This is a genomic window from Nodularia chucula CCY0103 (assembly GCF_963923915.1).
In the GTDB taxonomy this organism is placed as follows: Bacteria; Cyanobacteriota; Cyanobacteriia; order Cyanobacteriales; family Nostocaceae; genus Nodularia; species Nodularia chucula.
In genome coordinates this window covers 1-14,022 of the sequence record NZ_CAWUOL010000120.1, presented here as the reverse complement: position 1 = coordinate 14,022, position 14,022 = coordinate 1, and the positions used below count along the sequence as shown (strand labels likewise).

The window sequence follows — 14,022 nt, the reverse complement described above, 5'->3', positions numbered from 1 at the left end:
TTTCTTGTTTCCGTAATTTCCCTGTGTGACAGCTAAGGGTGCGGAATGTGGGTTATATTCGCCTTTTAAAACTCCTCCTCTCTGCGCCTCTGCGTGACACCAATCCATATTCACACAGTCACCCCTTCCAATTGTTCATCACTCAACTCATATAACTGACGCAACTTATCCAACTTATCTTGATCAGCTTGCCAAATACCCCGCCCATGCGCCTCAATCATTCGGCTCAAAATATTCCGAAAAGCTTCAGGATTAGCCTTGCGTAACTTATCTGCCATCTCTGCATCCAAAGCATAAGTATCAGCCGCTTGGTCATAAACCCAATCATCTTGAAAATCGGCAGTCCCACCCCAACCAATTAACGCCGTCATCCGTTGGGAAATCTCAAACGCGCCACCAGAACCTTGATTCGCCATAGCTTGCGCCCATTTGGGATTGACTAACTTACTGCGGTACTCCATTCTGAGTAAATCTTCTAAATTCCGGGGTGTGGTATCCTTCGAGAAACTTTCCACAAAGCTAGTTGTCACCTTCTTACCCCGTTGCATTTCTGCTGCCTTTTTCAAACCGCCAGTATTAGCGTAATATTCTTGAATATCAGTTAAACCGTATTCCACAGAATCGATTTCTTGAACAATGCGATCGCTTGTTTTTAATAAAGCATTTAAAATCTCTGGTCTAGCTTGACCCTTATCTTGTCTACCATAGCTAAACACATTACGACCTTGCCAAGTATTACCCAACTCTTCCCCAGATTCCCAATTCCCATCAACCACCTGATCATTTACCAAAGAACCGAAATCACCAGCCGGATTAGAAAACAATCTTGCAGAACTATTCTCTACACCTTGCGCCTGCAAAGCCAAAGCGTGTTTTCTGATAAAATTCTCGTCTTCCGGTTCATCAGCATCAGCCGCCCGTTGAAACAAATCATCCAATAACTCAATAATATTCACAAAACTATCACGGAAAATCCCCGACAAATTCCCCAAAATATCAATTCTAGGATGTCCCACCTGCGCCAAAGGCTGCAACTGATAACGCACAATGCGCCCAGTTCCTTCCTTCACAGGTTCAGCCCCCACCAACTCCAAAAGAATCCCCAGAGACTCACCCTTAGTCTTAATCGCATCCAAACCCCATAGCATTACCGCCACCGTTTCCGGATAACTCCCATGTTCAGCCAAATGCTGGGCGATAATTTTCTGACCAATTTCCCGCCCCCGTGCAAAAGCCGCCGGAGAAGGCATTCTATAAGGGTCTAAAGCGTGAATATTCCTCCCCGTAGGCAGCACCCCAGCCCCATCCCGTAACAAATCACCCCCAGGCGCAGGCAAAATATACTCACCATTTAAACCCCGTAACAAACTCCCCAACTCATCAGTACACCGCATCAACAAATCACTAACTAACCCCTCCTCCTCTTGGCGACCTTGGCGACTTGGCGGTTCGTTACCAAAATAAGCATCCAAATACCCAGCCAACCCCTCCTCATTCGGCGGTTCCCCCAAAATATGCAAACCCGAAGAAAACAAACGATTCTCCAATACCTGCAAATATTCGTACAACCTCACCAAATAACCATCAAAAGCATGGGCGCTAAACATTCTCACACTCTCAGGACTAAAAGCAATCCCTAAACGTTTAGCATCAGCAAAAGGACAATCAGCATCCAAACCAGAATCAACAATCTTCTTACAAATCACCTCCTTCAACAGATAATTCTTCTGCGGATCTTCTCGATACTCCGCAATCAAATCCCGTAAAGATAGCAACTCCTTATACAAACCAGCCCGACCATAAGGAGGTACATTGTGCGAAATTAACACCCCATAACCGCGACGCTTCGCCAACATCGACTCAGAAGGATTATTCGCCGCATATATATATAGATTAGGCAAATTCCCCAGCAGAATATCCGACCAAGAATAACCAGTATTACCCAACGGTGAACCCGGCAACCATTCTACAGTTCCGTGCATCCCGAAATGAACCACAGCATCAGCCGCAAAATCATTTTGTAGCCATTTATAAAAAGCTGCATATTGGGGATGAGGAGTTAAATCTCGTTCAAACATTAACCGCATGGGGTCGCCTTGTATACCCAAAGGTGGCTGGACACCAATCCAAACATTACCTAACTGCACACCACCAATATGCAATTCCTCCCCATAAGTTTTAATTCCAGTTCCCGTTAAAGACTTCCATTGTTTTTCAATACGGGAAGTTAGCAGATATCCCAACCATTTTTCTAACTTCCGGAAATGTACAGTATTTGCAGATGCGGGAAAAGGTTTATTTTTTTCCCATGTTTCCATTTCCTCATCTGCTGCTTTCACCTGACGAATCAACTCTTCGCCATCTTCAGGAATATCACCAACCTCATAACCTTGGTCTTTGAGGGCGTGGAGAAACTTAATTAGACTCCGGGGAACATTTAACAAAGCGGCAGTCCCTACAGCCCCATATCCGGGGGGAAATCCATATAAAATAACCGCTATTTTGCGTTCTGCTGCTGACTTTTGGCGTAAAGCAATCCAATTTTTGACTCTACCAATTAAGCGCTGGACTCGTTCGGGAATTAGATAAATCTGTTCTCCTACCAACCCTCCCAGGGGAATGGTGTCAATCGCCCCATCCAGTTCAGGTAAAGCATACAATACAACACTTTGCAGTCCGCCCACACCTTGACGCGTCCAGGAATGAATGTCTTGAATTAGCAGAGGTGCAGCTACTATATAGGGTACATTCTTGGCAGCGAGGATGCGTTTAGCTACTTCCACCTGTCGCCCTGCTTCCATTGAACCTGCGGGACCACCCACGAGAGGAAAGCCAATGGTAGAAACAATTGCATCTACCTGGACGGCTTGAGCAGAAAGTGAGAGAGTTTCTGTATTACCTTTTTGTCTTTGCTGGGTTTCGTAGTCGGTGGTCATCCAATCTCTGACTGCTACGTGTCCTTCTACACCGTTGATAAAAATGGGTAAGGGGATTAACCTGGCTTCTTCAAAACGGCGAATCAGTTGGGGAATATATGGTTGTTTGGTAATGACGTGCTTGCGGTAGAGTAAAATCCCGATGACTGGGGAGTGGGGAGTTTTGCTGATTCTCTGATTTTTATACCAGTCTAAATATTCACGGGGTGATGTAAAAAATCCTTGATATTCGGGATGAAGTAAACCCATGTCGGGGGTTTGAATGGGTGGGGGAATATCTCCAACTTTTAAATCTAAGTATTTTTCTGCTAATATCCAAAATAATGCGGCGACGTTTTCTGCACCGCCAGCGTTCCAGTATCCATAAATAATTAACCAGTTGCGTAAGTCTTGGACTTTCTGAACTGGGACGAATTTTAAAAGTTTGGGACCAATTTTTAAGAAGCTAATATAACCAGCGAGTTTGTCTTCTTCCCTTCCATTGCTGAATTTATCCAGGATAAATTTAACGGGTTTGGGCATTCCTTTGGGTTTGTCGCCAATGGCAAAAATACCCAGTTTGGTTAAACTCATCAGTTCTAAGGCTGACTCGAACACCAAACGGATGGGAATTTGGTCAATGCGATCGCGCAACCACAAAACTTGGTCATAATCAAATAGCAGACTACCGAAAAATACATCAGCGCCATCTAGTGCTGCTTCTACTTCGTTGCGCTGACTGGTAATATGGCGATAGCTTTGCTCGCCGAAGGCATCGCTAAATACCTGAATATCCAAATCAGGACAGCGCGATTTAGCAACCTCAGCCGCTTTTCTGTACAAGTCAGCATTAAAAGATTCAAATCCAGCAATTAAAACTATGCGTTTCATGGGTCAGCTACAAAAGATACCTTTAAATACGATCTTAAACATGGTTTAGCTAGATTGAACTATTCCCCACAAATAATTCTGGAAATCTATCCTAAGACAGAAGACAATACTTCGTATCAGTATTTTGGCAATTTGGCATACGTTGTCTTTATTGTATTGGTATTGTTAATTTCGCATATATATTTGTGCAAAAATACCGACTTGCAGAATCCCTCAGTTACTTGGCTAGCGACTGAGGGGCTTTTTTATCAGGGTAAGAACATCGCACATACTTGATATTTTCTAGATGGGATTATTTAACTGTTTTTAGATATAGCAACTGCCAAGGAAGTTAGGACATAAACTGATCATAAAAGTTAGACAACTAAAGGCTTTTACCCCACTCCCCATAAGAAGCAAGAGAGCAGGGGGAGTTAGAAATTACTTGACACGGACGACAAACAACCTTTTCTCTTCTCCCTTGCACCCTTCCCCCTACCCCTCTGCTTCTTCCTACTACTCCCCATCTATATTACTTAAAATTTCGGACAAGATCATTTCAAGACAGCGATAAAATTAAGTTTTATTGAAATATGATTCAATTCTTGTAGGTTTAGAAAATATGTAGTAATCTGTTAATTGGTATAAATTTGGCTTTAGGTATTTATTTTTTTCGGAGAAAATTATGTCTAACAATAAACCCGAAGATTTGAATTCAGAAACAGTTCCATTCTTTGCTAGATTTCTCGAAGGTCAAACCTGTGAAGAGGTGACAGAGGAACAATCGGAAATGGTTACAGGGGGAAGAATATTCGCCACAAGAAAGTTTCCTTCTGATAGTGATGAGTATGCTGTAACTCTGAAGTTTCCTTCTGATAATGAAGATAGTGGCTCAATCCAGCCTCCCTCATTTGGTAATGGAAATAGTGGCTTCATCAGGCCTCAACTTCCCTCATTTGGTAATGGGTCTGTTTCAACTATGAAGTACCCTTCTGATAATGAAGAGAGTTCTCCTGATATCGCATAATTTCCGAATGTTGATTACACTCAGTCAGTGGCTTTAAAAATTGTCGGCGATAGATGAATATTATTCTTGCTACCAACCCAGTTAAAGGGTTGGTTTACTAATAAATATGGATTGAAATTTACCAAGTTTTGTATGCACCTGAAAGATGATTTAGTTTTATTAATTACCCACAGTGGCGACTACTTCACTATAGATAGAGTAGCTGAAGCTTTATCGAGAAGAAATGTCCAGTCATTTCGCCTGGATACTGATAAGTTTCCGATGGATATCAAAATTCAGGCTTATTTTAATAATTCTCAAAGTCATCACAGATTAGAATATGCAGATATTTCTTTTGACACTCAGCAGGTAAAGTCTGTATGGATGCGGCGTTTATGGCCACCTGATTTGGGTGATAAGTTATCCCCACAATTTCGAGTAGCTTCTACCAGAGAATCACTAGCAGTTTTCGATGGTTTTTGGGACAGTTTGAGAGATGCTAGGTGGGTAGATGATATCCACAAAATTAATGCGGCAGAAAATAAGCTATATCAATTAAGAGTGGCGGCGGAAGTTGGTCTGGTAATCCCTCAAACTCTGGTAACTAATAATGCGGAGAAAGTTAGAGAGTTTTTCGACCAAGTTAATGGCAAAATGGTGACTAAGCTATTGAAGCCTCTTTCTTATGGGATGGAAGGATCTTCTTTTTTTATGTACACCAGCAGAGTGAAAAAGGAAGATTTACAAGATGCTGAAACTTTGCGCTATTGTCCAATGGTTTTTCAAGAACAAATTTCTAAAAATCGGGAATTACGGGCTGTGTATGTAAATGGTAACTTGTTTGTGGGGGCATTAGATGCTTCTGGTTATGACGTATCTACCCAAGATTGGCGACGTGCTAATCAAGATTCTGCTGTATGGAAATCTGAGAAATTACCTGATGATTTGATCCGTCGTCTTGATGATTTTATGGAACGGTTGGGGTTGAAGTTTGGCGCTTTTGATTTTATAGTTACTCCATTGGAAGAATATGTTTTTTTAGAGGTTAATCCTACGGGGGAATGGGGAATGCTGGAGAGAGATTTAAATTATCCCATTTCCGATGCGATCGCTGATGCTTTAGTAGATATTTAAAAATCCTGTCAAAAGTTCACTAATTACTCCCTACTCCCCACTCCCCACTCCCCAACTATATATGAATGTTTTAATAATTACTCACAGCCAAGACAATGAAAGTATTTCTTTAGTGACTCAAGCCATTGAAGAGCAAGGAGGTAAAGCCTTTCGTTTTGACACAGACCGATTTCCTACAGAAGTACAACTAGATGTTTATTATGGTGATAGCGAACGATGTACTCTGGTTGCTGATGATCAGACCCTAGATTTAAATCAAGTGTCAGCAGTTTGGTATCGGCGGATTGCTATGGGGGCAAAAATTCCTCACAGTATGGATAAGCAATTACGAACAGCATCAATTCAAGAATCCCGCGTTACCATTCAAGGAATGATTGCGAGTATTCAGGGTTTTCACCTCGATCACCTCCCAAATATTCGTCGTGCGGAAAATAAGCAACTGCAATTACAAGTAGCACGAAAAATTGGGTTAGAAACTCCACGGACATTAACTACAAATAATCCCCAAGCTGTGAAGCAATTTGCTGGGGAATGTCAGCAGGGAATGATTACAAAAATGCTTTCTTCTTTTGCTGTTTATGATCAACAGGGACGAGAGCAGGTGGTGTTTACAAATCCTGTTTCATCCGCAGATTTAGAGCATTTGGATGGCTTGCGTTTCTGTCCGATGACATTTCAAGAACAAGTTCCCAAGGAATTGGAGTTACGGGTGACAATTGTAGGTAACTGTATATTTACAGCTGCGGTGGATTCTCAAGCTTTAATTCAGGCGCGTCATGATTGGCGCAAACAAGGAGCGGCTTTACTGAATGCTTGGGAATCCTATACTTTACCCCAAGATGTGCAAGAGAAATTGTTGCAACTGATGGCTTATTTTGGTTTAAATTATGGGGCAATTGATATCATTGTTACCCCTGATCATCGCCACGTATTTTTAGAAGTTAACCCTGTGGGAGAGTTCTTTTGGTTGGAACGTTGTCCTGGTTTACCTATTTCCGGTGCGATCGCCCAACTTTTACTCAATCAATAGTTATCAGAATGGTGAATAATAACAATTAGTATTATTACGTAATTATTAAAAAAAAGTTTAATCTAAATTTAACCGAAACTTAAATGTAAGTAGCAGGTTTTTGGAAAATGAAAGGTTAATATTATGTCTGTTGATAAAAATAAAACAAAGGGAAGTCGCGTCTAGTAGCACGATTGTCCATAATTTCTGCTTATATCTCATGTTCAAATGAATAATAAAACGAAAATTGTAGACAGTTGCCCAGGGAAATATTTAACCCCTTTTCAATTAAAACTTCTAGAGAAAAGTTTACAAGAAAATTTACCTGATTCCTATCGTCAGCGCATTAAAATTATGCTTTTAGCAGACGAGGGAAAATCTCAAACAGAAATTTGTAAAACTTTAGGATGTTGTCCAGCAACAGTTAGACATTGGATGCACATAGCCCGTACTGGGATGGCGCATCAATGGCAAGATTGTCCCATTGGTCGCCCGAAAGCAGTCAATGACGAATATTTACAACGGTTAAAAGAACTGGTTTTAAATAGTCCCCGCGATTATGGCTATGCTTTTAGGCGCTGGACAGCTAACTGGCTGCGGATACATTTGGCTAAAGAATTGGGAATTGAAGTGAGCGATCGCCACATCAAGCGACTCCTCAAACAAATGGGATTATCCACGCGCCCAAAAACCAATAACCAGCCGGAAGCAGGATCTGAAAATACGAAAAGTTCCAGCATATTGATTCACGACCTGAAATCCGACAACATCCCCGAAAATAACGGATTTCTGCCTATTCAATTCGCAAAATTAGGTATGGAGTCAGAAACTTATGGTGCAAAATCTATCCGATCCTGTGGTTTTTTTACAACAGTTCAACCATGCATTAGGTCATTCACTGGACGAAGCGGAATTTCAGCGCTACTACCAACAATTTAAATTTCTTAGCCCGAAAGTCGGAAAGTTTTGGCAAGGAGAAGATGCAGAAGCTGGAGTATATATTGCGATCGCAGGCAAAGTCAGGTTGTTAAATAATCATGGAGAGTTAATTACCACATTGGGATCTGGAGAATCTTTTGGGGAATTTACCTTATTCCCAGAGACTAACTTCCAACCCTATGGGGCTAGAGCAAGTGTTAATTTACAACTATGCTTTATTCCTGCCGCAGTTTTATCGGCCTTAATGATTAAATATCCCCCAATTAAAGAGCATTTACTAGCTAAAGCAAATGCCTATAATTCGCTGTTGGTGGGTTACGATCAATCACCTCAACACAATCAAACCGAAATTCCCTCAGCACCAGTAACACCAGTTACAGAACCTCCGCTAGACAAAAAACTTAGCAAAGCTTACTTTCCCAGTCCTAACCAGCGAGTTGGACATTTATTACAACGAACAATTCGCCGTTACCCATTTTTTAACCAACAAAGTGCATCAGATTGTGGCGCAGCTTGTTTAGTTATGGTGTCTCGTTATTGGGGTAAACGCTTTAGTGTGAATCGTTTACGGGATATTGCTAATGTTGACCGTAATGGTGCATCTTTGCGTGGTTTATCCACAGCAGCAGAAAGTATTGGGTTTAGCACACGACCAGTAAAAGCCAGTCTAGATCAGTTAGCCAAGCAAAAGCTACCTGCGATTGTTCACTGGGAAGGCAAACATTACATTGTGGTTTATGAAATTACCCAGAAATCTGTGATTGTCGCCGACCCAGCAATTGGTCAACGGACTCTGACTCATGGTGAATTTAAAGCAGATTGGACTGGCTATACACTGCTGCTGCAACCCACAGCCTTTTTAAAAGATACCAAAGATACGATTACACCCTTCTGGCAATTCTTTGAACTACTCAAGCCTCACAGCTTGGTCATGTTGGAAGTATTTGCCGCATCTGTGTTTATTCAGATATTTGGACTGATTACCCCTTTATTCACTCAGTTAATTTTAGACAGAGTAGTAGTACAGCGTTCTGAACTTACCTTATTTGCCGTTGGCTTAGGATTACTAATTTTTAGTTTATTCCGTGTAGCAATGATGGGTTTGCGGCAATATTTATTAGACCACACGGCTAATAAAATAGATGTAGCATTAATCGTGGCATTTATTCGCCACACTCTGCGCCTACCCCTCAGTTACTTTGAGTCCCGTTATGTGGGGGATATTACCTCTCGCGTCCAAGAAAATCGCAAAATTCAACGCTTTCTTTCTGGTGAAGCATTATCTATCCTGCTAGATTTACTAACTGTTTTTATCTATCTAGGATTAATGTTTTGGTATAGCTGGAAAATGGCATTGTTATCCTTAGTAATTGTGCCACCTTTTGTGCTATTGGCTTTGGTCGCCACACCTTTTTTACGCAAAATTTCCAGAGAGATTTTTAGTGCCTATGCTACTGAAAGTAGTTATCTAATTGAAACTCTTTCTGGTGTCAGAACAGTGAAGTCTACAGCAGTAGAACAGACAGTGCGTTGGCATTGGGAAGAATTATTGCATAAGGAAATTAAAACTGGGTTTGCTGGGCAAATTATTGGTAATCGTCTGCAAATATTTAGTAATTCCATTCATGCAATTGTTACTACTACTTTATTATGGTTTGGGGCATATCAAGTCATTCACAATCAGTTAACTATTGGTCAGTTAGTAGCATTTAATATGTTGTTAGGAAATGTGATTGCGCCATTTCAGAGATTAACAGTTTTGTGGAGTGAATTACAAGAAGTCACCATTGCAGTAGAAAGAATTAATGATGTATTAGATGCAGAACCAGAAGAAGATTTACAGCATCAAGCCAGGCAATCTTTACCATCAATTAAAGGACATATTCACTTTGATCATGTGACATTCCGCTATCATCAAGAAAGTGATATTAACGTTTTAGAAAACCTCAGCTTTAGGGTTAAACCAGGGCAGATGGTGGCTTTAGTCGGTCGGAGTGGTTCAGGAAAGACAACTATTTCTAAGTTAGCTTTGGGGTTGTATCCGCCTACAGATGGCAAGGTCTTAATTGATGGACAAGATATTACTAGCCTTTCCTTACGTTCTTTAAGGGAACAAGTTGGGGTAGTTGACCAAGATACTTTTCTATTTGGCGGCACAATTCGAGAGAATATTAGCTTAGGATATCCGGGGGCAAAGTTAGAAGAAATTATTGAAGCAGCACAATTAGCGGGTGCTGATGAGTTTATCAAAAAAATGCCTATGGGCTATGAAAGTCAAATCGGTGAAGGTGGGGGAATGTTGTCTGGTGGACAACGACAAAGAATTGCGATCGCCAGAGCATTATTAGGTAATCCCCAACTGTTAATTTTAGACGAAGCTACTTCCCATTTAGATGCTGAATCGGAGCGAATTATTCAGAGTAATTTAAATACCATCCTCAAGGGAAGAACCACATTGGTAATTGCTCATCGTCTCTCAACTGTACGCAATGCAGATTTAATCTTGGTGCTGGATCGGGGTGTGCTAATCGAGAGTGGTACTCACGAAGAGTTAATGGCTAAACGGGGACATTATTTTTATCTGAATCACCAGCAATTAGATAACGCAGCCTAACCCAAGCTAATTTTCAATTTTCCCATCCATTATTAATCTTCAGAGAAGTTATGACAGATACATTAAATGGACAAGTAAAAAACCAACTTCATGAGGATGGAATCTATCAAGAAGTTTTAACACCTCAAAATCCAGCTATTTCCAAACCAGAACTTAATCAGGAAACGAAAACATCTCAGACATCAGCCATAGCTATCACAACCGATGATTGGTCTCATGTTACCAAAGATTTGCTTGATAGCTTGCCACAAGTTTGGACAAGAGGATTACTATACTTTTTAATTATTTTTGTATCTATTATTTTACCTTGGGCAATGTTTTCGCGGGTAGATGAAACAGGTGTAGCTAGGGGCAGATTAGAACCCCAAGGTAAGACAGTAAGACTGGATGCTCCTGTTGCTGGAACCGTTGCTGAGATTCAAGTGAAAGAGGGTGATGTAGTTAAGAGTGGACAGACTTTGTTAGTTATGGAATCTCAATTAGTCCAAGCCGAGTTACGACAGGTAAAAGACAGATTACAAGGGCAATTAAATAGGCGATCGCAGTTAAATTTGTTACAGAGCCAGTTAGTTGTAGCTTTAGCCACTCAAGAACAACAAAATCAATCTCAAGAGTTAGAAAAACAATCTCAAATAGACCAAGCCCGACAGAACTTGAATGCTATTAGAAGTTCATCTAATTTACAAAAAGAAGAAAAATTATCTCAGGTCAATCAAGCACAGCAAACGCTTGAGTATAGTCAAACTGCTAACAACTTAATAGCAAGTAGTTTAGCCAGTACCCAACGAGAAGTTAACCGTTACCGTCAACTTTGGGAAAAAGAGGTTATCCCAGAAATTACAGTTATCGAAAAACAAGATATCGCTAAAGAACAGCAAAGATTATATGAACAGAGTAAGTCAGACATTCGACAAGCTAAGTTAAGGTTAGCAGAACAACAGAGTAGTTATGAACGGACTCTTAGCCAATTTAATGCCGATATTGAACAGGCTAAATTACGGCTCAATGAACAAGAAAATGGTTATCAAACAGTAACTCATGTAGGTAAACTTGCGGTACTCAAAACTCAGGAACAATTAAAAAATATAGACACAGAAATTTCCACACTCAATGCAGAAATTGCTCAAACTAAAAGCCAAATTCAGTCTTTAGAGTTTCAAATAAGTCAACGAATTTTAAAAGCAAACGTCAATGGGACTGTATTTCAGTTACCAATTGAAAAAGCTGGTTCTGTAGTTCAGCCAGGCACAATGATTGCCGAAATTGCCCCAACAGATTCGCCTTTAATTATTAGAGCGCAAATGGCTACAACTGAAAGCGGTTCTTTAGCAAAGGGATTACCAGTTAAGCTCAAATTTGATGCTTATCCTTTTCAAGATTATGGAGTTATTGCCGGCGAATTATTAGAAATTTCTCCAACCACAACAGAAATAGATACACCTGCGGGAAGAGTAGCGGCTTATAACTTAGAAATTGCGATGAATCAGCATTGTATTCCTAGTCGTGATCAATGTATTCCCTTAAATCCTGGGGATACTGCAACTGCTGAAGTGATAGTGCGTCAGCGTCGCATTATTGATTTTCTAATTGATCCATTCAAGAAATTACAACAAGGAGGAGTGAAATTGTAAAAGCTTAACAATAATTATGAGATAAAAGGGAATAAATTCTGACTTCTCTTTTATCATCTGTTTTCAGTCGCTCTTATAGCTGAAATTTTGTCCACATTACCCAAAAACAATATCATGTCACAACCAATCACTATTACTAGCGAAGATATTCTTCAGCAAATCAAGCTAGCCTGTAAAATTCCCGAAATAGTGGAGCAAATTGTTATCCGCAAAATCATTACATCAAGTGCTGAAGAAGCTGATATTAAAGTAGAGGTTGAAGAACTTCAAAAAGCAGCAGATCAATTACGAGTAGTTGCTAAACTGGAAAATGCTGATGAGACTTGGAAGTGGCTACAAAAACATAGTTTATCTATCCAAGAATTTGAAAATATAATTTACCACACGATTATTTCTTCAAAATTAGCAAAACATATTGTTGCTGACCAAGTTGAACCTTATTTTTTCCAAAACCAGTTAAATTATTTTGGTGCTGTTATTTATGAAGTTGTACTGGAAGATGAAGAATTAGCAATGGAACTTTTCTATGCAATTCATGAAGGTGAAGTGAGTTTTCATGATGTTGCTTGCCAATATATCCAGGACAAAGAATTACGTCGCCAAGGTGGTTATCGAGGGATAGTATATCGCAAAGATTTAAAACCAGAAATTTCTGCTGCCGTTTTTGCTGCTCAACCACCCCAGGTAATTAAGCCAGTCATGACTTCACGAGGAGCCTATTTAATTCTAGTAGAAGAAATTATTCAACCAGAATTAGAACAGTTGCGCCCTAAAATTTTAGCAGATTTATTTAATTCATGGATTAAAAAGGAGATTGAGCAGACTGAAGTTATTATCGGTTTCAATTCTCAGAATTGAAAATTCTGAAAACTGAACAAAATAAACAATTGATGTCTAATATTCAATTTTATAACTTCAGGTTCCAGTTTTTTTAGAGTTATAAAATTGAACATTTTCTGAATTTAAGCTAAGTTTTTGCAATCTACAAAATTAAAAGATAATAGCTGTGTATGATTGCACAGCTATTATCTTTTAAACCATTACCAGATTTAGAACCAGCTAGCCACCCATCTATACGCTCTACCAACTGCCCAACCTATATCATTGGCTAATGTAGTTTCTGTGGTTGGTGTCGCACCACCAAAGATTGCATTTAGGTAGTCGTATTCTGTTAGCTCTACGAGGAAGTTTGAATTGATGTCCTGAATTTGGATTTTAGCTTCCATGATTCCAATTATCTCCACAATGATGATTAATAAATGAAAATGAATGGCTAGACTTTTTAAAGTCTCCCTTAAACCTCAAAGATAAAGGCTCAATGAATGGTTTGAGAACTTTGCATAGATAGAGTCAAAACTACTATTGCATTCCAGAAACAAAACCTCTTTTAAAATCTCTCCATACTTCGTTTACTGCATTCAATAAATCAGTTCCAAAACCACCACCTTGGATTAAAAGTAATTCCTCAGCAGTAAGTTCAGAAATAAACATTTCAGGATTGAGATTTGCAATTGTAATTTGTGCTGTTTGCATGAGTTTATCCTCAATTGGTTTACATTAATAATTTTATTACTTCTATTTTTAAAAGCAATAGTCTTGGCTTTCTTTTAGAGGACAAAATAGTAACAAAAAAGGTTGATAATTAAAACAATAATTGTCCAGATTGTATGTTTCAAGAAAGCAAATTTTTATTTTAATTAATTAAATGAAATATTTTTGTCCTAACTCTGCTAATTTGAAGGAAGTAGAGTAAAGCAACCACAAGGATCTTGGTATTTTTACATTCTGTTACATAGCAGGGTCAGCGCATCTCAAACCCTGTTGACATTTGTATTTATCGCATTTTTGTAATAAGTAGGTGGGCGAGGCAAAACCTAAATGTATAAAGCAATGTTAAGAGGAGA

The 14,022-nt window shown here is 39.6% G+C and carries 10 protein-coding genes; 7 read left to right on the top strand and 3 right to left on the bottom strand.

Going from position 1 to position 14,022, the window contains the following annotated elements; translation table 11 throughout:
* Positions 1-110: 110 nt before the first annotated feature.
* Positions 111-3,806 (bottom strand): magnesium chelatase subunit H, encoded by a 3,696-nt coding sequence (bchH, locus tag ACM0OP_RS21970; protein ID WP_414530541.1) that lies wholly within the window; start codon positions 3,804-3,806, stop codon positions 111-113.
* A 664-nt stretch (positions 3,807-4,470) separates the two neighbouring features.
* Between bchH and ACM0OP_RS21965 the strand changes: the two genes are divergently transcribed.
* The 7 genes from ACM0OP_RS21965 (at position 4,471) to ACM0OP_RS21935 (ending at position 12,976) form a co-directional block, all read left to right on the top strand.
* Positions 4,471-4,812 carry a microviridin/marinostatin family tricyclic proteinase inhibitor gene (locus tag ACM0OP_RS21965; protein WP_414530540.1) on the top strand — a complete coding sequence of 114 codons (342 nt, stop codon included), beginning with the start codon at positions 4,471-4,473 and terminating at the stop codon, positions 4,810-4,812.
* Between the two features lie 132 nt (positions 4,813-4,944).
* Entirely contained in the window at positions 4,945-5,925 is a 981-nt protein-coding gene (locus ACM0OP_RS21960; protein WP_414530539.1) for an MvdC family ATP-grasp ribosomal peptide maturase, read from the top strand.
* Positions 5,926-5,986: 61 nt separating this feature from the next.
* The gene (locus tag ACM0OP_RS21955; RefSeq protein WP_414530538.1) at positions 5,987-6,955 is read left to right on the top strand and encodes an MvdD family ATP-grasp ribosomal peptide maturase; all 969 of its coding nucleotides are present in this window, start codon (positions 5,987-5,989) and stop codon (positions 6,953-6,955) included.
* Between the two features lie 207 nt (positions 6,956-7,162).
* Positions 7,163-7,873, top strand: a complete 711-nt coding sequence (locus ACM0OP_RS21950) for a helix-turn-helix domain-containing protein (protein WP_414530537.1) — start codon at positions 7,163-7,165, stop codon at positions 7,871-7,873.
* The gene (locus ACM0OP_RS21945) at positions 7,767-10,487 is read left to right on the top strand and encodes a peptidase domain-containing ABC transporter (RefSeq protein ID WP_414530536.1); all 2,721 of its coding nucleotides are present in this window, start codon (positions 7,767-7,769) and stop codon (positions 10,485-10,487) included. Before ACM0OP_RS21950 ends, ACM0OP_RS21945 begins: the two co-directional genes overlap by 107 nt.
* Before the next feature lie 50 nt (positions 10,488-10,537).
* Positions 10,538-12,118, top strand: a complete 1,581-nt coding sequence (locus ACM0OP_RS21940) for an HlyD family efflux transporter periplasmic adaptor subunit (RefSeq protein ID WP_414530535.1) — start codon at positions 10,538-10,540, stop codon at positions 12,116-12,118.
* A gap of 114 nt (positions 12,119-12,232) precedes the next feature.
* Positions 12,233-12,976, top strand: a complete 744-nt coding sequence (locus tag ACM0OP_RS21935) for a peptidylprolyl isomerase (RefSeq protein WP_414530534.1) — start codon at positions 12,233-12,235, stop codon at positions 12,974-12,976.
* Between the two features lie 191 nt (positions 12,977-13,167).
* Here the strand turns inward: ACM0OP_RS21935 and ACM0OP_RS21930 are convergent, their stop codons facing one another.
* Both ACM0OP_RS21930 and ACM0OP_RS21925 read right to left on the bottom strand, forming a co-directional pair.
* A complete protein-coding gene (locus ACM0OP_RS21930) occupies positions 13,168-13,344 on the bottom strand; it encodes a hypothetical protein (RefSeq protein WP_414530533.1) in 177 nt (58 codons plus the stop codon).
* A gap of 133 nt (positions 13,345-13,477) precedes the next feature.
* A complete protein-coding gene (locus ACM0OP_RS21925; RefSeq protein WP_414530532.1) occupies positions 13,478-13,651 on the bottom strand; it encodes a hypothetical protein in 174 nt (57 codons plus the stop codon).
* Positions 13,652-14,022 lie beyond the last annotated feature (371 nt).